This window comes from Halomonas sp. KX33721 (assembly GCF_001596805.1).
GTDB lineage: Bacteria > Pseudomonadota > Gammaproteobacteria > Pseudomonadales > Halomonadaceae > Vreelandella > Vreelandella aquamarina.
In genome coordinates this window covers 78,787-96,110 of the sequence record NZ_LVIA01000007.1, presented here as the reverse complement: position 1 = coordinate 96,110, position 17,324 = coordinate 78,787, and the positions used below count along the sequence as shown (strand labels likewise).

General features: G+C 58.6%; 15 protein-coding genes, 1 tRNA gene and 2 pseudogenes. 14 read left to right on the top strand and 4 right to left on the bottom strand.

Translation table 11 applies throughout. The annotated features are described in order from the left end of the window. The 7 genes and pseudogenes from A3220_RS02725 to A3220_RS02695 all read left to right on the top strand — a co-directional run. A partial coding sequence (locus tag A3220_RS02725) for a GGDEF domain-containing phosphodiesterase (RefSeq protein WP_164834375.1) occupies positions 1-1,599 on the top strand: 1,599 nt, incomplete at its 5' end. A 9-nt stretch (positions 1,600-1,608) separates the two neighbouring features. Beyond that, positions 1,609-1,881, top strand: coding sequence for a GIY-YIG nuclease family protein (locus tag A3220_RS02720; protein ID WP_054641749.1), 273 nt, complete (start codon positions 1,609-1,611; stop codon positions 1,879-1,881). A gap of 13 nt (positions 1,882-1,894) precedes the next feature. Further along, positions 1,895-2,938, top strand: a complete 1,044-nt coding sequence (locus A3220_RS02715; protein WP_062372969.1) for a histone deacetylase family protein — start codon at positions 1,895-1,897, stop codon at positions 2,936-2,938. A gap of 109 nt (positions 2,939-3,047) precedes the next feature. Continuing rightward, positions 3,048-3,434, top strand: coding sequence for a hypothetical protein (locus A3220_RS02710; protein WP_062360492.1), 387 nt, complete (start codon positions 3,048-3,050; stop codon positions 3,432-3,434). Positions 3,435-3,466: 32 nt separating this feature from the next. Further along, on the top strand, positions 3,467-5,146 hold the full coding sequence (locus A3220_RS02705; protein WP_062372966.1) for a VRR-NUC domain-containing protein: 1,680 nt from the start codon (positions 3,467-3,469) through the stop codon (positions 5,144-5,146). Continuing rightward, positions 5,143-7,405: pseudogene (locus A3220_RS02700) on the top strand (ATP-dependent DNA helicase). The gene A3220_RS02705 and the pseudogene A3220_RS02700 overlap by 4 nt, the downstream one beginning before the upstream one ends. Positions 7,406-7,436: 31 nt before the next feature. After that, complete coding sequence (locus A3220_RS02695) at positions 7,437-8,216, top strand: sulfite exporter TauE/SafE family protein (protein WP_062372962.1); 780 nt, start codon at positions 7,437-7,439, stop codon at positions 8,214-8,216. Positions 8,217-8,279: 63 nt separating this feature from the next. Here A3220_RS02695 and A3220_RS02690 read toward each other — a convergent pair. Together A3220_RS02690 and ispB are read right to left on the bottom strand one after the other, a co-directional pair. Then, positions 8,280-8,356, bottom strand: a tRNA-Pro gene (locus A3220_RS02690). Between the two features lie 111 nt (positions 8,357-8,467). Then, positions 8,468-9,471 (bottom strand): annotated as a pseudogene (gene ispB / locus A3220_RS02685) (octaprenyl diphosphate synthase). Positions 9,472-9,764: 293 nt separating this feature from the next. On the opposite strand from ispB, the gene rplU reads away from it, so the two are divergent. The 4 genes from rplU (at position 9,765) to proB (ending at position 12,925) form a co-directional block, all read left to right on the top strand. Continuing rightward, complete coding sequence (rplU, locus tag A3220_RS02680; RefSeq protein ID WP_016915863.1) at positions 9,765-10,076, top strand: 50S ribosomal protein L21; 312 nt, start codon at positions 9,765-9,767, stop codon at positions 10,074-10,076. A 30-nt stretch (positions 10,077-10,106) separates the two neighbouring features. Continuing rightward, positions 10,107-10,364, top strand: a complete 258-nt coding sequence (gene rpmA, locus A3220_RS02675) for a 50S ribosomal protein L27 (RefSeq protein WP_030071394.1) — start codon at positions 10,107-10,109, stop codon at positions 10,362-10,364. A gap of 170 nt (positions 10,365-10,534) precedes the next feature. Beyond that, positions 10,535-11,725, top strand: coding sequence for an Obg family GTPase CgtA (gene cgtA, locus A3220_RS02670; protein WP_044628769.1), 1,191 nt, complete (start codon positions 10,535-10,537; stop codon positions 11,723-11,725). A gap of 39 nt (positions 11,726-11,764) precedes the next feature. Continuing rightward, on the top strand, positions 11,765-12,925 hold the full coding sequence (proB, locus tag A3220_RS02665) for a glutamate 5-kinase (RefSeq protein WP_228169070.1): 1,161 nt from the start codon (positions 11,765-11,767) through the stop codon (positions 12,923-12,925). A 10-nt stretch (positions 12,926-12,935) separates the two neighbouring features. Here proB and A3220_RS02660 read toward each other — a convergent pair whose 3' ends face one another. Continuing rightward, positions 12,936-13,967 carry a DUF1853 family protein gene (locus tag A3220_RS02660; protein WP_062360502.1) on the bottom strand — a complete coding sequence of 344 codons (1,032 nt, stop codon included), beginning with the start codon at positions 13,965-13,967 and terminating at the stop codon, positions 12,936-12,938. 217 nt (positions 13,968-14,184) lie between these two features. Next, entirely contained in the window at positions 14,185-14,661 is a 477-nt protein-coding gene (locus tag A3220_RS02655) for a PepSY domain-containing protein (RefSeq protein ID WP_044628767.1), read from the bottom strand. 163 nt (positions 14,662-14,824) lie between these two features. Here A3220_RS02655 and A3220_RS02650 point away from each other — a divergent pair, with 163 nt between their 5' ends. The 3 genes from A3220_RS02650 (at position 14,825) to A3220_RS02640 (ending at position 17,282) form a co-directional block, all read left to right on the top strand. Continuing rightward, positions 14,825-15,184, top strand: coding sequence for a hypothetical protein (locus tag A3220_RS02650; protein WP_082051417.1), 360 nt, complete (start codon positions 14,825-14,827; stop codon positions 15,182-15,184). Between the two features lie 62 nt (positions 15,185-15,246). Next, positions 15,247-15,921, top strand: a complete 675-nt coding sequence (locus tag A3220_RS02645) for a response regulator transcription factor (RefSeq protein ID WP_062360506.1) — start codon at positions 15,247-15,249, stop codon at positions 15,919-15,921. Further along, positions 15,918-17,282 (top strand): HAMP domain-containing sensor histidine kinase, encoded by a 1,365-nt coding sequence (locus tag A3220_RS02640; protein ID WP_062372960.1) that lies wholly within the window; start codon positions 15,918-15,920, stop codon positions 17,280-17,282. The genes A3220_RS02645 and A3220_RS02640 overlap by 4 nt, the downstream gene beginning before the upstream one ends. Positions 17,283-17,324 lie beyond the last annotated feature (42 nt).

Genomic DNA, 17,324 nt, shown 5'->3' with positions numbered 1-17,324 from the left:
AACCAAGCTTTTAGCACTATGACGGGTTACTCACAAAGTGAAGTGATTGGCCAGAATTGCCGTTTTTTGCAGGGGCCTGATAGCGATCCTGCCATGGTCGCTAAGCTACGTTGTGGTATTCAGGAGCAGCGTGAGACCCAGGTGACGCTATGTAATTACCGCAAAGATGGCACGCCGTTCTGGAACGACTTATATGTGTCTCCAGTGCGGGATGACCAAGGGCATATCACCCACTTTGTAGGTGTTCAGCACGATATCTCACAGCATAAAGCTTATGAGGCACGCCTTGCTTATCATGCCACCCACGATGACCTCACTCGCTTACCCAACCGTATGCAGTTTGAAGAAAAGCTGCATCAACGGTTCGCCCATGCCCAAGAAAGTGGTGAGCGCATTAGCGTGTTGTTTGTAGATCTAGATGATTTCAAGCCAATCAATGACACGCTAGGGCACGCAGTGGGCGACCAAGTATTGATAGAGGTCGCTAAGCGCCTGCATGCTGCCCTGCGGCAAGCGGATACGGTTGCCCGGCTAGGGGGCGATGAATTTGTACTACTGCTTACTAATATCGTTGATAAAGGGCAAGTGATTGACGTGGCGGAGCGTTTATTGCCAGCGCTCGCTAAGCCTTACTGCATCGATGGCCATGAGCTGTATTTGACCGCCAGCGTGGGTATTGCCATGAGCCAGCCCGATACTCCCCAGCCACAAACCCTGATTCAGCAAGCGGATATGGCGATGTACAAAGCCAAGCAGCAAGGCCGTAACGCCTATGCGTGGTTCAGCCACGACATCAACGAAGTGGCCAACGAGCGGGTCAGCCTGCGTAACGACCTGCAGGAAGCCATCGACCACCAAGGCTTTGAATTGCATTATCAGCCGCTGTTTAACCGGCATGGGCGAATCGACAGCGTGGAAGCACTGCTGCGCTGGCCGCACCCTATTAAAGGTTATATTTCCCCTGCCCGCTTTATTCCCTTGGCGGAGGCTACTGGGCAAATTATGCCGATTAGCGAATGGGTGCTGCAGCGGGCCTGTAAGGATATGCTCAAGTTGCAGCGCAGCGGGTTGGGGGAGCTGCGGGTCGCGGTGAATCTTTCGCCTTTGCAGTTCCACCGTGACAGTTTTCTAGCCACGCTGCGTCAAACGTTATTGGATACTGGATTGCCAGCAGAGCAGTTGGCCCTAGAGTTGACCGAAGGCATCCTGATGGATAATACCGACGCAGCAATCAATATTCTTAATGAGTTACACACTATGCAGGTCAGTGTGTCGATTGATGACTTTGGTACTGGCTACTCAAGTTTGAGCTATCTCAAGCACTTGCCGATCAGCACGATCAAAATTGATCGCAGTTTTATCAGTGAGATCACCAACAGCGACGGTGATTCAGCTATTGTGCAGGGGGTGATCTCCATGGCTCATCACCTAGGCCTTAATGTGGTGGCTGAAGGCGTGGAAACCAACGAGCAGCATCAGCGACTGTTGGCGTACCGCTGTGATTTATTCCAAGGTTTTGGGCTAGCGAAACCCATGCCGCTGGCAGAGCTTGAGCGTTTAATGGCCGAACAGGAAGTGTCTACCTCTACGAACAGCTAACGAGCCGCTATGGAAAACACAGCCACTTCTCCATGGTATTTGTACCTGCTTGAGTGTAGGCGCGGTACCTATGTAGGGATTACTAACAACCTCGCCAAACGCTACCAAGCCCATGCAGCGGGTAAAGGCGCGCGTTATACCCGGGCAAACCCGCCGCTGGCGCTTCTGGGCGCGCAACCCTTTGCCGACCGTGCCGCTGCCAGCCGTGCTGAGTATCAGTTAAAGCAGCAGACCCCAGCCCAAAAGCGTCGCTGGGCAGCTGACTGGCCGTATCACGCATAAATAAGGAAACCGCATGCTAACGTTTTTTTCCGAAGGTAGCCGCCAGCGCCAAGCCCGTAGCGAACTCCACGATGGCGCTTTAGTTACCCCCTTTGAGCGCCCCGAGCGGATGGATTTGGTATTGGCTGCCTTGAGCAAAGCCGCGTTTGAAGTTCGTTCGCCCAGTGACTACGGCCTTGCGCCCGTACTGGCGGTTCACGATGCTGATTACGTCGCGTTCTTGGAAAACTGCTGGCAGGCATGGCAAGCGGCGGGCCACGCGGGCGAGGCCATCCCCAATATCTGGCCAGCCCGTACGATGCGCGGTGACCGTATTCCCCAGTCGGTGAGCGGCCAGTTGGGCTACTACGCCCTTGCTGCTGAAACCTCAATTACGGAAGGCACCTTTGCCGCTGCCTTGGCAAGTAAAGATACCGCGCTGGCGGCAATCGATCATACCCTCGCCACTGGCGAGCCGACCTTCGGCCTGTGCCGTCCGCCGGGCCACCACGCAGCGGTGGATCAATTTGGCGGCTACTGCTTTTTTAATAATGCCGCCATCGCTGCCCAGCGCGCGCTGGACGCTGGCAAGCGCCGTGTCGCGATTCTCGACGTGGATTTTCATCACGGTAACGGCACCCAGCAGATCTTCTATCGCCGTGACGACGTGCTGTTCGCCTCGCTCCACGGCGACCCTGACGTGACCTTCCCCTACTTTTCGGGCTACACCGACGAAACCGGCGAAGGAGTAGGTGAAGGCTTCACGATCAATTACCCGCTGCCGCCGGGCACCTCCGTTGCGACGTGGATGGCCGCGTTGGATGAGGCGCTGGCGCATATCCATAGAGCAGAGTGTGAATTGCTGGTGGTATCGCTGGGTGTGGATATTTTTGAAGGTGACCCGATCAGCGCCTTTACCTTTCAGCACGTCGACTTTATTGCCCTTGGGCAACGTCTCGCGGCCGCTGGGCTACCCTGCGTGTTTTTAATGGAAGGGGGCTACGCCGTTGAGGATATCGGGGTCAACGTGGTGAACGTCTTACAAGGGTTTGAGGAGGTCACGCAGGGCGTGAAATAAGGCATTAAGGTGACAGTTGCACGAAATTCGGGCAGTCTTATGCCTTTTTGGCCTATCCTGTAGGCGGTTATCTCTTTTTCACCTTATCGTTCAACGTGGGGAGCGGCGCGTGGCAGTTTACGGCGGTATTCAGGCACATGAAGTGGAGCGTTGGCTAAATGCCCTCACCAACGCGGCCTACGACCGACGCTGCCCGCTCTCTAAAGTGCACGGGGGCAACGCCCGTGCTCGCACGGCCCGCCAGGATTTACTTCATCTTGCGACCGCGTTTCGCGGCGGTGAGCGCAGCCGCGAAACGGTAGCGGGTGGTTTAAGCCGCTGGTGCCAGCACTATCTGACCGAAGCAGAGTGGTACGTGCTGGTAGGCGGACGCCAGCCCGTTGCCCAGGCGAAGCCCACCCCGCGTGTGATGGAGCAATCTACCGAAGTGCCTACAGCCGACGAGCAAGCCGCTGTCGATGCCTTGGAAGTGCTTTACCAACACCGTGTGGGTTAACCTACGGACGTTCGCGCTGTTACAATGGAGGCATGAACAGTGCCTCTGCCGCTCCGGCGACCGCCTCCCTTGATGATCCTTTCTACTACTTAGTGAATTTTCGCTTCCTGGTCGCGTGGGTGCAGGCGCGCCACGGAGATTTACTCAGTGCCGATGAGCATCACACGCTCCAGCAGTGGTCGCAGCTGCCCCGCGCTTCTCAAGCGCTGTTAGTGCGGATGGTGATGCGTAAAGGCGAGCTGTTTCGCGTGGATAAGCTCAGCTACCCCGAAATTGGCGACACCCATCAGGCGTTGGCGCCGCTACTGGCGCTTGGCTGGGTAGATGACGCGCCGCTGTTAACCATTGAGGAGTTGTTTCGGCTGCTGCGCTTGAGCGAGCTGCGCCACGCCTTGCAAGCTCCTATCAGCACCGCCGGGCTGCCGTCTAATGCCACCAAAACGGCGCTCCAATCTGTGTTAATGCCTGTGCTTACCGATTCAATGCCGCTGCGCCAGTGGTGGCCTGCCGCAACAACGCACATCGTGCGGCTCAACGTCATGGCCCTGTGCGACCGCCTGCGGCTGATGTTCTTTGGCAACCTACGCCAAGATTGGGCCGAGTTCGTGCTCACCGAGCTTGGCTTGCAGCGTTTTGAACAAGTGCCGCTGACCGCAGAGTCTCGCGCGTTTCAGCGCCGGGAAGAGGTGGATACCTACCTCACGCTGCACCGCCTGCACGAGCGCCTGGAGAGCGGCGAGCCGCCAGATCGACTGGCCGCTGATGTGCCCGCAGCCTCCGGCAACCGCTGGCTAGACGCACGCCGTTCGCGGCTGCTGCTGACCCTGGGGCAAACGGCGGAACGCAGCGGTGAAGCAGAACAAGCGCTTTTGCTGTACGCCGAATCGACTAACAGCGAGGCACGCATACGCAGGCTGCGAGTATTGGAACGCCTGAAGCGCTACTCAGAGGCTTATGAACTCGCTCAGGCCGCGCGCGAGCAGGCGAGAGAGAGCGAAACCCAAGCGCTTGGGCGCTTGTTGCCGCGCTTGGCGCGCAAGTTGAACCAGCCCGCCCCCCAGGTAGTGAAAGCAGCCGAGGCCCCGACCTACGTGCTGGAGCTTCCTGGCCCTCAATCGGTAGAGCGCGCCGTTGCCGAACACTTATCCACCGCCAGTACTCCGGTGTTCTATGTGGAAAACTGCCTAATCACCGGGCTTTTTGGTCTGCTGCTCTGGCCAGCGATTTTCAAACCGCTGCCGGGGGCGTTTTTTCATCCGTTTCATAGTGGGCCTGCGGATTTGTACCGCGAGGACTTCGTTCGCCAGCGCCAAGCCGAGATCGACGCCTGCCTGGCACAGCTAGACGACGGGCGCTACCGTGAGACGATGCGCGCGACTTGGCACGCGAAGCAGGGCATTACCTCGCCGTTTGTGCACTGGGGTGTTTTGAGCGAACCGCTGTTAACAGCCGCGCTTAGCTGCCTGCCCGCCGCGCATCTGCACGCCTGCTTTACCCGCTTGCTGAGTGACCTAAAGCACAATCGGGCAGGCCTGCCGGATCTTATTCAGCTAATGCCCGATGCGCCCGCCGGGAAGCCTCGCTACCGTATGATCGAAGTGAAAGGCCCCGGTGACCGTCTGCAGGATAACCAGCGCCGCTGGATTGATTTCTTCTGCCGCCACGACATGCCGGTCGAGGTGTGCCACGTGCGCTGGCAGCCAACTTCATGAGCCGCTATCGGGTCGCGGTGCGTACGCTGTGCGATTTCACCGCACGCCAAGGCGACCTCGACCACCGTTTTACCCCCGCGCCCAGCGCCCAAGAGGGCATTGAAGGCCACGCGCTGGTGGCCAAACGGCGAGAAAACATAGCGGGCTACCTGGCCGAATTACCGCTCTCCGGCGAATATCAGGGGCTACGCGTGGTGGGCCGCGCTGATGGCTTTGATGTGGCGGCAAATTGCGTTGAAGAGATCAAAACCCATCGCAGCAGCCTAGCGCGCATGGCGGATAACCAGCGCGCACTGCATTGGGCCCAGGTGAAGGTATACGGCGCGCTGCTCTGCGCTGAGCGCGGGCTTTCATACATCACGCTGGCGCTGGTGTACCTGGATATTGCCAGCGGCCAGGAAACCCGGCTGACGCTTGATGCCCGTGCCGAGGAGCTAGCGGCGTTTTTTTGCCGACCAGTGCCAGCGCTTTTTAGCCTGGGCCGAGCAGGAGGCCGCCCACCGCGAGTGCCGCGATGCGTGGCTCGCCACGCTGACCTTTCCCCACGTGGACTTTCGTCCAGGGCAGCGGGCGTTGGCCGAAGATGTGTTTAAAGCCGCCAGCACCGGACGCTGCCTGCTGGCCCAAGCGCCCACCGGCATTGGCAAAACCCTGGGCACGCTGTTTCCCATGCTCTCTGCGATGCCCCGTCAGCGGCTCGACCGCATCGCTTTTCTCACTATGAAAACGCCTGGCCGCCGCCTCGCGCTCGACGCCTTGGTGAGCCTAGAGGCTCCTGCCCAGCCGCTGCGGGTGCTGGAACTCGTCGCCCGCGATAAAGCCTGTGAATACCCCGGCACCGCCTGCCAGGGCGATACCTGCCCTTTAGCAAAAGGGTTTTACGACCGTTTGCCTGCCGCCCGCCAAGCGGCGGTGGAAAAAGGCTGGCTAACGCGCGATGCGCTGCGCGAAGTGGCGCTGGCGCATCAGGTTTGCCCCTACTATTTGGGTCAGGAGCTGGCCCGCTGGGCCGATGTGGCGGTGGGGGATGTAAACCACTGGTTCGATAGCCACGCGCTGCTGCACGGGCTTGCTCAAGCCAACGACTGGCGAGTGGGGCTGCTGGTGGATGAGGCGCATAACCTGGTAGACCGTGCTCGTGGCATGTACAGCGCCGCGCTCTCCCAGCAGCGCTTGAGCTTCCTGCGCCGTCACTCCCCGCCCGCCTTAGCCAAGCCGCTGGCCCACGTAGGCAGGCAGTGGCAGGCGCTCAATAAAGAGGTGGCCGCCCAAGTGCCGGAGCGGCGTTACCACTTGCTAGAAACGCTGCCCACCAAACTGGTGAGCGCACTGCATACCCTGGCCGGGGCGATGACTGATTATCTCGTGGAGCACCCCGAAGGGGCGAATCAGGCACTCCAGGAACTGCTGTTCGAAGCGCTTGCATTCTGCCGCTTGGCGGAATCGTTCGGCGACCACTCGCTGTGCGATTTGGAGATTCAAGGCAAGGGAAGTGCAGTGCTTGGGCTGCGCAATGTGATTCCGGCGGACTTTCTCGCCCCGCGCTTTAAGCGCGCTAACTGCACGGTGCTGTTTTCCGCCACGCTGTCGCCGTTTTACTACTACCGCGACTTACTGGGGTTGCCGGAGCGCAGCGTATGGCGCGAGGTGGAATCTCCCTTCGTGGCGCAGCAGCTAGAGGTCTATGTGCGTAGCGATATCTCTACCCGTTACCATCAGCGCACGGCGTCGGTGCCTCCGATTGTGGCGACACTGGCGGCGCACTATCAGCACAAGCCGGGGCACTACCTGGCGTTCTTCAGTAGCTTTGCCTACCTCGAGCAGGTGATGGACGCATTCGAGCAGGCGCACCCTGAGATTCCCGTTTTCGCGCAAACGCGCAGCATGCAGGAGCCTGAGCGTGAGGCGTTTTTGGCGCGCTTTGCCCCCGGCGGTAAAGGCATCGGTTTTGCCGTGTTGGGTGGTGCCTTCGCGGAGGGCATTGACCTTCCCGGTGAACGATTGATCGGTGCCTTTGTGGCAACACTGGGCTTGCCGCCGTTTAACGACTTTAACGAAGCGCTGAAAGCCCGATTGCAGGCGCGCTTTGGCCGGGGAGACGACTATACCTACCGTATTCCTGGGATGATCAAGGTGATACAGGCCGCCGGGCGAGTGATCCGCAGCCCCGACGATGAAGGGGTTGTGGTATTAATGGATGACCGTTTTGCCCATGCCCAGGTGCGCGCACTGCTGCCGCGCTGGTGGCAGTTGGGCTGATCCCATCACTGTAAGGAAACCTATCAACGCTATGGCAGATTTACTTTGGTATCAGTACGTGCTGATGGGGCTTATCTTTGCCTGGAGCGGTTTTGTGCGCACCAGTCTTGGCTTTGGTGGCGCGGTCTTGGCGCTGCCGTTTCTCCTGCTCGTCGTCAACGAACCATTGGTGTTCCTGCCGATTATTGCTATTCATCTGCTGATTTTTTCCAGTTGGATTGCCTGGAATGGGCATCGTCAGCTGCAGCAGGCGGGCAGCAGCGCTGCGGTTCAGAGCAACATCGACTGGGGCTATTTAGGCAAAGCGCTCAAGATCATGATCGTGCCCAAGCTGGTGGGGGTGGTTGGGTTGCTCACCCTGCCCGCCAATGTGATGACCAGTATTATCTTCGGTATCGTGATCATCTACGCCATCGGCTATGTGCTAAATAAGCCGTTTAGAAGTAACAATAAGTACGTGGATTATGTACTGCTGGGGCTGGGGGGCTACGTTAGCGGCACGTCGCTGATTGGCGCACCGCTGATTGTGTCCGTGTTCGCCACTCATGTCGCGAAAGAGCAGTTACGCGACACCATGTTTGTGCTGTGGTTTATTTTGGTCGTGATCAAAATGGTGTCGTTTGTGATTGCGGACGTTGACCTACAGCTCATTCATCAACTGTGGCTGCTGCCCTGTGCCTTTATCGGCCACTTGCTTGGTGAAAAAGCCCACCGCTACTTGCTTAATGCCGATACGGGGCTGTTTTTTCGCGTATTGGGCGCAGTGCTGATTGTGGTCAGTGTGGTAGGGCTGATTCACCCGCCGGGGTAACTTGCACACAAACAAAAACGGCCACTTGCTCTAAAAGCTAAGTGGCCGTTTTCATTGAATTCTTGGTCGGAATAGCAGGATTCGAACCTACGACCTCTGCCTCCCGAAGGCAGCGCTCTACCAAGCTGAGCTATATTCCGAAAGTTGCTGAGGCGTGCTCAACAACGGGACGAATCATACGCAGGCGAAGGGCTTTTTTCAAGCCTCTTTTTTCACGCCCTTTCTTTGTACAACGCGAAAAGCGTTGTCGGTTACGCTTGGCGATCTACGGCTAAGCGGGCAAGTTGAGCCATGCTATCGCGATAAGGGCTAGGGGGCAGGGCATCCAGTTCGGCTAGCGCTTTATCCGCCATCTCTTCTGCCCGTACGCGGGTGTACGCCAGCGCCCCGGTGTCGTGAATAATCGCCAGTACGTCGTCTAGCTGTTCAAGACCGCCTTTGCGAATCACCTGACGAATCAGCTTGGCTTGCTCAGGAGTGCCGCGCTCCATGGCGTGAATGAGCGGTAGCGTGGGCTTGCCTTCGGCCAAGTCGTCGCCAACGTTTTTGCCCATTGCCTCGGCGTCGCTTGATAGTCCAGCAAGTCGTCAATCAGTTGGAAAGCGAGACCCAGGTAGCGGCCGTAATGCTGCAGGGCGCGCTCCTGCTCCGGCGTAGCTTCGGCGAGCACCGCGCCGCTATGGGAGGCGGCTTCAAACAGCATCGCGGTTTTACCCTGGATGGTCTCGAAGTAATCCGCCTCGGAAATACTGGGGTTGCCAATGTTGGTCAACTGCAGCACTTCACCTTCTGCGATCACGCAGGTGGCTCCGGATAGGATCGCCATGATGCGCATGGAGCCTACATCCACCATCATCTGGAACGAGCGGGAGTAGAGGAAATCACCCACCAGCACGGAAGGCGCATTGCCCCAGGCGTCGTTGGCGGTTTTCTTGCCACGGCGCATGTGCGACTCATCCACCACGTCGTCGTGCAACAGAGTGGAGGTATGCATAAACTCGATCAGCGTGGCGAGGGTAATATGCTTGTCGCCCTCGTAGCCCAACGAGCGCGCTGCCAACAGTACCAGTAGCGGGCGCAGGCGTTTACCGCCGCTTTCGATGATGTACTGGCCGATGGTTTCCACCAGCGGCACGCGAGAATTCAACTGCGTCACAATGGTGCGGTTGACGGCCTCAAAATCGTCGGCCACCACGGCGTGCAGCGGTGAAGGCGAAGGGCTGGCAGGCGGGATTGAGGAGACGTTGGCTGTCATGGGTTCCGTTCATCGCGGCAGGTAAGAGTGGAGCTCATGCTATGGGGCTGCCTGTAAGGCGTCAAGGCATAGCCGCGCTAAGCAGGCCCAGGCCGGCGTTTGGAAGATTGACAAGCCCCGGTGGCCTTGTGGTATGAAGCGATAGTCGTTATAATCCGCGACCCACTCATCATGCTCCCTGTCAGATGGCTGCCAAAAGAGGCGCCACTCGCAGCAGGTCGATAAGAGCGGAAGGCGATGAGCGTTGGTTACGCGGGGCGTAACCGGCATTAACGACAAGTCCGGAGAGCGACATGTACGCAGTTATTAAAAGCGGTGGTAAACAGTACCGCGTTCAAGAAGGTCAAACCCTCAAGCTCGAGAAAATCGAAGTCGCTACCGGCGAAACGATTGAGTTTGATGAAGTGCTGCTGGTTGCAGACGGCGATGACGTAAACATTGGCGCACCTTTCATTAGCGGTGCCAAAGTTTCCGCTGAAATCGTTTCCCACGGCCGTGGCGATAAAGTGACGATCATCAAATTCCGTCGCCGGAAGCACCACATGAAGCGTCAGGGCCACCGTCAGTGGTTCACTGAAGTCAAAATTACCGGAATTTCTGCGTAAGCAGCCAATTCCCTTTAGGAGGATTTTGCAATGGCACATAAAAAGGCAGCCGGCTCCACGCGTAACGGTCGCGATTCCGAATCCAAACGCCTTGGTGTGAAACTCTTCGGTGGCCAAGCGGCAACCGCAGGTAACATCATCGTTCGTCAGCGTGGCACTCGTTTCCACGCAGGCACTGGCGTTGGCCTGGGTCGTGATCACACGCTGTTCGCTCTGAACGACGGCTTCGTGAAGTTCGAGACCAAAGGTCCGAACAACCGTAAATTCGTCAGCATCGTTTCTGCCTAAGCAACCTCGGTTGCTTTGTGTAAGTTGGTTGGTATGACTTACGCAGTGCGAAGATGACGAAAGAAAAGCCCCGCCATGGCGGGGCTTTTTTGTCTTTTCGATCCCTTTTGCCCGCATGAGGCGGGTGGGGATAGTGCAGTGAGGGCGGCGGAAGCGGCCGGGAGAATCCAATGCAGTTCGTCGATGAAGCCTCGATTATTGTTGAGGCAGGTAAAGGCGGCAATGGCTGTCTGAGCTTTCGCCGCGAGAAATATGTGCCCAAGGGTGGCCCCGATGGTGGTGATGGCGGCCACGGTGGCAGCGTTTATCTGATTGGTGATGATTCGCTCAACACCTTGATTGATTTCAAATTTCAGCGTTTCTACAAAGCTGAAAATGGGCAAGGCGGCATGGGCCGCCAGATGAGCGGTAAAGCTGGTGAAGACCTGCACGTAAAAGTGCCGGTGGGCACCACGGTGATTGATGAAGACACCCTTGAGGTGATTGCCGACGTGACCGAAATTGGTCAGGTCGTGCTGGTAGCAGAAGGCGGCCGCCGTGGGTTGGGGAATATTCACTTTAAATCCTCCACCAACCGTGCGCCGCGGCGCACCACGCCGGGCACCGAAGGCGACCGTCGTAACCTGCGCCTGGAAATGAAAGTGATGGCGGATGTGGGCCTGCTCGGTATGCCCAACGCCGGTAAGTCGACGCTGATTCGTTCGGTCTCGGCAGCCAAGCCCAAAGTGGCCAACTACCCGTTCACTACGCTGGTGCCAAACCTGGGCGTGGTGAAGCTGGGGATGCATGAGCACTTTGTAATGGCCGACGTACCGGGGCTGATTGAAGGTGCCTCCGACGGTGCTGGCCTGGGGCTGCGCTTCTTGAAGCACCTGACCCGCACGCGGCTGCTGTTCCACGTGGTTGATGTGGCGCCGTTTGATGAGTCCGACCCGGTGGAAGCCGCGCAGGCGATTATTCACGAGCTTGGTCAGTTCTCTCCGGCGCTCTCCGAGCGGCCCCGCTGGCTGGTGTTGAACAAGTTCGACCTGCTGCCGGAAGAGGAGCGCGAAGCGCGGGCCCAGGCGATCATCGAGGCGCTGAACTGGGACGGTCCAGTGTTCCGTATTTCGGCGATCAGCAGCGAAGGCACTGACAAGCTGGTGCAGGCGGCGTACCGCTGGCTCACCGAGCAGCAGCGTCTGGAAAACGAAGACGAAGAGGCCCATGCCCGCGAGCAGGAGATGCGCCGTCGCATGGAGGAGGAGTCGGTGGCCCGTACCGAAGCCCGCCTTGGCCGTCGTCGTAAGCGCGATGATGAAGAAGACGATGACGATTTCGACGACGATGATTACGATGTCGAAGTGGAGTACGCCCCGTAGGCAGAAGGCGTTCTGGGAACGATAAATCGCGTGAGCGCAATGGCGTGGGAGAGTCGTGACGTGGAAAGCAACGAGCAGTTGCCGGGCCGTGAGGCGCTGAGTAGCGCCCGCCGGGTGGTGGTCAAAATTGGCAGCGCGCTGCTCACCAATGATGGTCGTGGGCTGGACGAAGCGGCCATTGGCGGCTGGGTGGATCAAATTGCCGCCCTGCATCAGCAGGGTAAAGAGGTGGTGTTGGTCTCCTCCGGTGCGGTGGCAGCTGGCATGGTGCGCTTGGGCTGGCAGGCGCGTCCGAGCGCCGTGCACGAGCTTCAGGCGGCCGCCGCGGTGGGGCAAAATGGCCTGACCCAGTGCTACGAGCAGCACTTTGCGCGCCACGGCATGCTCACCGCGCAGATTCTGCTCACCCACGACGACCTCTCTAACCGCAAGCGCTACCTGAATGCGCTCTCGGCATTGCGCACGCTGGTCGAAATGCGCGTGGTACCGGTGATCAACGAAAACGATACCGTCGTCACCGACGAGATCCGCTTTGGCGATAATGACACCCTCGGCGCGCTGGTGGCCAACCTGCTGGAAGCCGATGCGCTGCTGCTGCTCACCGACCAGGAAGGCCTGTTCGATGCCGACCCCCGCCATAATCCTGACGCCACGCTGATTACTGAGGGGCGTGCTGACGACCCCCGCTTGGCCGCCGTGGCAGGCAGCGGCGGGGCGTTGGGCCGGGGTGGTATGAGCACCAAAGTGCGCGCTGCCCAGCTCGCGGCGCGTTCCGGCGCGGTAACTGTGATTGCCAGTGGTCGCCAGCCGGAGGTAATTACTCGGGTAATGAACGGTGAAGCACTCGGCACGCTGCTGCGCCCGGATCAAGCCCCTATGGCAGCGCGCAAGCGCTGGCTAGCGGGTCAGCTTCAGGTGCGCGGTACGCTGGTGCTGGATGCGGGCGCGGTCAACGTGCTGCGTGGTAAAGGCTCTAGCCTGCTGGCCGTTGGCGTGCGTGACGTGCAGGGCAGTTTTAAGCGCGGCGACATGGTGCTGTGTGTGGATGAGCAGGGCACTCGCGTGGCCAAGGGGTTGGTCAACTACGGCGCTGACGAAGCCCGCCAGCTAGCGGGCCAGCCAAGCCACCAGATCGAAGCCATCCTTGGTTACGTGGAAGCCCACGAACTGATTCATCGCGATAATCTCGTGGTGGTATAAGGCGGGTGGGTTAACCACGCCGCTTAGGCGGTAGCGGTACCTGGCGCGGCCAGTCGTTGGGTACCACCATCAGCCGCGTTAGCGGTCTCTCCTGGCCACTATTTTCCTGGCAACTCTTTTCCCAGTAGTTCTCTTCCCAGCAGTTCTCTTCTCCCTTCGGGTCGTACAGCATCACTTGCTGCGGCCCGTAGCGGTTTACCTGTGCCATCACGGCCTCCATCCGCTCATTGGCGTTGCCAAACGCGTCGAGCGATGGCGGCGCTAACCAGTGGGGCTTTGCTAGCCACGCGACTTTTAGCGCCGTGCTGTAGCGTTCGGCCACGCTAGGCCAGTCGTATTGATGGCACCACCACCCCCGCCGATGCTCGGCCGTTGCCCCGACAGGTGGTGGCAAGTTGGGCTGCCATGGATAAAACAGCACGCCGGGCATGGCAAGCTGCTGGGTCAGCAGGTTGCTTAGCGTGGTCGCTTCGCCCGTATCTCTGGGCGTTAACCAGTGAGCAATATTCGCCTGCGCCGTGCGAGTACGGGAGAGCGGTAGCTGATGATGGAGCAGGTGACTGCACTTCAAGGCCAAACTGTCCAAACCACCGGGGCCAATCCAGCGGCTTTGGCTGTTGGCTTCGCCTGGCCCGTCGGGAAGACCAAGATAGAACTTGATCGCTACTTCCAAATGCACCGGCACTGGGTTTGTCCGCGTGCGATAAAGCATATCCAGCTCGCCCAGCGTTGTGCGGCGTTGAGTAATACGCAGATTATTGGCCAGCAGGCGGGTATTAGGGGCGTTATCCAGTAACAGCTGCCACAGCCGCTCATGGTAGTGGCCCATGCGCGTCGCTAGCTTGCCATTCAGCGCCTCAACGCCGGGCAGTAGAGCGGTCAGCCATGCATGGTGATTGTCTGCAAGGCCCAGCGTTAAGCCTGTGGGCCTCCCAGGATAAGCGCCAAGGGTGACTAAATCGGGGGTTGCTAACAGCCAAGCGAGATCGCGCAGCACTGTATGGCGTATCGCGTCGCTGACACCTTCGGCGGAGGTCGTCAAAAAGTCTCTCCTATTCGCTAGCTTGAGAGGCGGCTGTGCTAACCGCCTGTGGCTACGCTAACGACATTCATGTGGGATGCCAATCAAATCCTAGTGAATGCGTAGGTACAAAAAAAGCGGCGAGCCCGAAGGCCCGCCGCAGAGAGTGTATGAATAGAGTGTCTTAACAGAGCGTACTAACAGAATGTACGGCTAGATGTACAAGACGCGAATGCGATTAGTCGCGATCCATCTGGGTGACTTCAAAAGAACCCTGGCGCAGGCTCAGTTCCAGCTCGCGGCCGTTTTGCTCGCGGCCTTCAACATCGATGATGCCGCTTTTATCGATATCGATGCTTTCAAATTCGGTCATACCTTCCTGGCTGGCAGCATTGAGTGCTTGGCGCACGTCATCTTCGCTCATGCCCCAGGCTCCGGTAATCAGGCGCTTACGCTCTTCTTGCAGGGTGTCGCCGTTATCCATGGAGAAGTCCACATCGGCGTACCACTCATCGTCTAACCAGCCTTCTAATTCTACACGGCCACGGTCATCAACATTGATCTCTTCGATGTGGCTGAACCCGTAGTCGGCGGCGTAGGTTAGAATGTCATCGATCCGGTCCATCGGCTGAGTGTCTGCTTGGGCGCTACCTGCAGCAGCGGCAAGCAGAAGAGCAGAAGTTGGGATCAGCAGCATTTTTTTCATAGCGTTCATATCAAATTCCTTCTTTGCTTAGTGAATGCATTGCCGGATGATGCCTAACGAAGGTCAGTTAGCGAATGCGACAGGGTATTTATATCACCGGGGTTCTTTCCTTAACCTGACAAAGCCGTTCATCTAGCGTTCATGTTGCCTTTGGCATCCTACTGTTATGAAAATGACGTCTCTTCTCTCTATTAAGCAGCGCTCCTGGCAACGGCTCCCCTATAAGGGCGGGCTGGTATTGGCGCTGGTCCTCGTATTGATGGGTAGTGCGACCGGTGACCAGCACTGGGAGGCCCTGCACAGCGAAGTGCGGCGAGGCGACGTGGTTCCCCTTGATACCATTCTCGACTGGCTCGACGCCCACTACATCGGCGACGTGTTGGAGGTTGAAATCGAGCGCGATGATGGGCTGGTCGAGTATGAAATCAAGCTGCTAGGCCCCCAAGGGCAGGTGGTGGAGTTTGAGTTCGACGGTCACAGTGGCCAGCTTATGCAAATAGAGGGCGTGCGCATCCGCGAGATGCAGCGTTAAGACGTTTGCCTGCGGTCCCCCATCTTCCTGCCTCCATTGGGTTTATTGATAAGGGGTTTTTGATGAAGTGTTTACTGGTAGAGGATGACCAGGCGCTTGCCCGTGAGCTGAGTCAAGCGTTGCAAGATGGTGACTGGATCGTTGAGCTGGCGGAAAACGGCCAGGAAGCAGATTTTTTGGTGCGCACAGAGGCGTACGATACGGTCATTTTGGATATTGGCCTGCCCGATGGCGATGGCACTCGCTGGCTCTCTTCTTGGCGGGAAGATGGTATTGATCTGCCGGTACTGATCTTAACGGCCCGTGAACGCTGGGCCGATAAAGCCGCTGGCTTTACCGCGGGTGCCGATGACTACGTCACCAAACCCTTCGAACCCGCCGAAGTGCTGTTTCGCCTGCAGGCATTGGTGCGCCGTACCCATGGCCATGCGCACCCGGTGCTTAAAGTGGGCGAGCTTAGCCTGGATACTCACACCCAACATGTCACTTTGGTGGGGCGTCCCGTGAGCTTAACTGCTCAGGAAACCCGCCTATTAAGCTACTTAATGCATGCTGCGCCCAGAGTGGTCAGCCGTAGCGAGCTGTCTGAGCACGTTTACGACCGTGACCACGAGCCCGACTCCAACGTCATTGATGTTCAGGTCAGTCGGTTGCGGCGCAAGCTAGGCGCGTGGCGCATTGCCACGCTGCGCGGTCAGGGGTATCGCCTGTTAGCCGATGAACCGAGCGATTCATGAACGCTAATGTGGTCTCTTGGAGTCAGCGCTGGGCTAGCCGCTCTATCAATCTACGCCTGCTGTTGGCGGTGCTGCTCATGGTGCTGCTGGCGCTGCCGGTTGCTGGTTGGTTATTGGCCCACCATTACCGCACTGCGGCGGTCAATGCGTTTGATGAACGGCTGGAAGCGACCCTCAACGTAGTGATTGCCGGGGTCACTTACGACCCGCTGGCCGGGCAGCTCAACTACGAGCGCGCGCTGGGTGATCCCCGTTTCGATCATGTGTATTCGGGTTGGTATTGGCAGATTACCGACGATGCGAACCACTCGGTCACGTCGCGCTCGTTATGGGATCAGCGCTTGCCGGTACTGGAGAGTGAGCGAGTGACCGCCCGCACGTTACCAGGCCCAAGGGGACAGCAGTTACGTGTCGTTGAACGCGATATTTATCTAGCGCCTTTAGAAACACCGCTGCACGTGAGCGTGGCTGCGCGGGACGATGATTTACGCGAAGATATTCAGGAGTTTCAGCAGATGCTGTGGCTGGGCCTGCTGGGCCTAGGGGCGCTGCTACTGGGCGTACTGGCGCTTCAGGTACGCTGGGGGTTAGCGCCGCTGCGGCGTATGAATGCTAATCTGCGCGAGGTGGAGCAGGGGCGAACAGAGCAGTTAGAAACTCGTTTACCCGACGAGCTGGCCACACTGGCTACATCCATGAACGCCGTGCTGGCTCGCGACCAGCGGCTCATCGAACGGGGTCGTCACACGGCAGGCAACTTGGCCCACGCCCTCAAAACACCGATCAGCGTCATGCGGCTGTTGGCCAAACAGCTACCCAGCGAGAGCCGCAGTGCCTGGGAAGCCGAGCTGTCGCGTATCGATAGCGCCGTGCGCCATCACTTGGCGCGGGCTTCCGCTGCGGGCGAGGGAGTACGCTTTGCTCCGGTGGCCCTCCAAGGCACACTGGCCCCGCTCATCACCGGGCTTGCCCGGCTAGCGCAGCGCCGCCATATTACCCTGCGCCAAACCGTGGATAGCGGCGTGCGGGTGCATATGGACGGTCAGGACCTGCAGGAGATGGTGGGTAATCTACTGGACAACGCCCTGCGCTGGGGCAAAAGCGATGTGCATATCCGCTTGCAGGCTCAAAGCGAGATGCTGTTGCTGGTTGTCAGCGACGACGGCCCCGGTATGACGCCGCAAGAGTGTCAAGCCGCTGTCCAGCGCGGCAAGCGGCTGGATGAGCAGCGTTCAGGCAGCGGATTGGGATTAGCCATCGTGACGGACCTTGTCACGCTTTATCATGGCCAGATGCGTCTTCAGCGCGCCGAGTCTGGCGGTTTAGAGGTAGTCATTGAACTGCCTGTGGTCGCTACTTAACGATCTTAAGAGCGATGCAACACACAGCACAGAGGGTGTGAA

What these genes read in the sequence shown, in the direction of transcription:
- rpmA (WP_030071394.1), top strand. Translation starts at nt 10,107, where the DNA reads ATGGCACATAAAAAGGCAGCCGGCTCCACGCGTAACGGTCGCGATTCC.
- A3220_RS02695 (WP_062372962.1), top strand. Translation starts at nt 7,437, where the DNA reads ATGGCAGATTTACTTTGGTATCAGTACGTGCTGATGGGGCTTATCTTT.
- A3220_RS02720 (WP_054641749.1), top strand. Translation starts at nt 1,609, where the DNA reads ATGGAAAACACAGCCACTTCTCCATGGTATTTGTACCTGCTTGAGTGT.
- A3220_RS02640 (WP_062372960.1), top strand. Translation starts at nt 15,918, where the DNA reads ATGAACGCTAATGTGGTCTCTTGGAGTCAGCGCTGGGCTAGCCGCTCT.
- proB (WP_228169070.1), top strand. Translation starts at nt 11,765, where the DNA reads ATGGCGTGGGAGAGTCGTGACGTGGAAAGCAACGAGCAGTTGCCGGGC.
- A3220_RS02655 (WP_044628767.1), bottom strand. Translation starts at nt 14,661, where the DNA reads ATGAACGCTATGAAAAAAATGCTGCTGATCCCAACTTCTGCTCTTCTG.
- A3220_RS02645 (WP_062360506.1), top strand. Translation starts at nt 15,247, where the DNA reads ATGAAGTGTTTACTGGTAGAGGATGACCAGGCGCTTGCCCGTGAGCTG.
- A3220_RS02705 (WP_062372966.1), top strand. Translation starts at nt 3,467, where the DNA reads ATGAACAGTGCCTCTGCCGCTCCGGCGACCGCCTCCCTTGATGATCCT.
- A3220_RS02715 (WP_062372969.1), top strand. Translation starts at nt 1,895, where the DNA reads ATGCTAACGTTTTTTTCCGAAGGTAGCCGCCAGCGCCAAGCCCGTAGC.
- rplU (WP_016915863.1), top strand. Translation starts at nt 9,765, where the DNA reads ATGTACGCAGTTATTAAAAGCGGTGGTAAACAGTACCGCGTTCAAGAA.
- A3220_RS02650 (WP_082051417.1), top strand. Translation starts at nt 14,825, where the DNA reads ATGACGTCTCTTCTCTCTATTAAGCAGCGCTCCTGGCAACGGCTCCCC.
- cgtA (WP_044628769.1), top strand. Translation starts at nt 10,535, where the DNA reads ATGCAGTTCGTCGATGAAGCCTCGATTATTGTTGAGGCAGGTAAAGGC.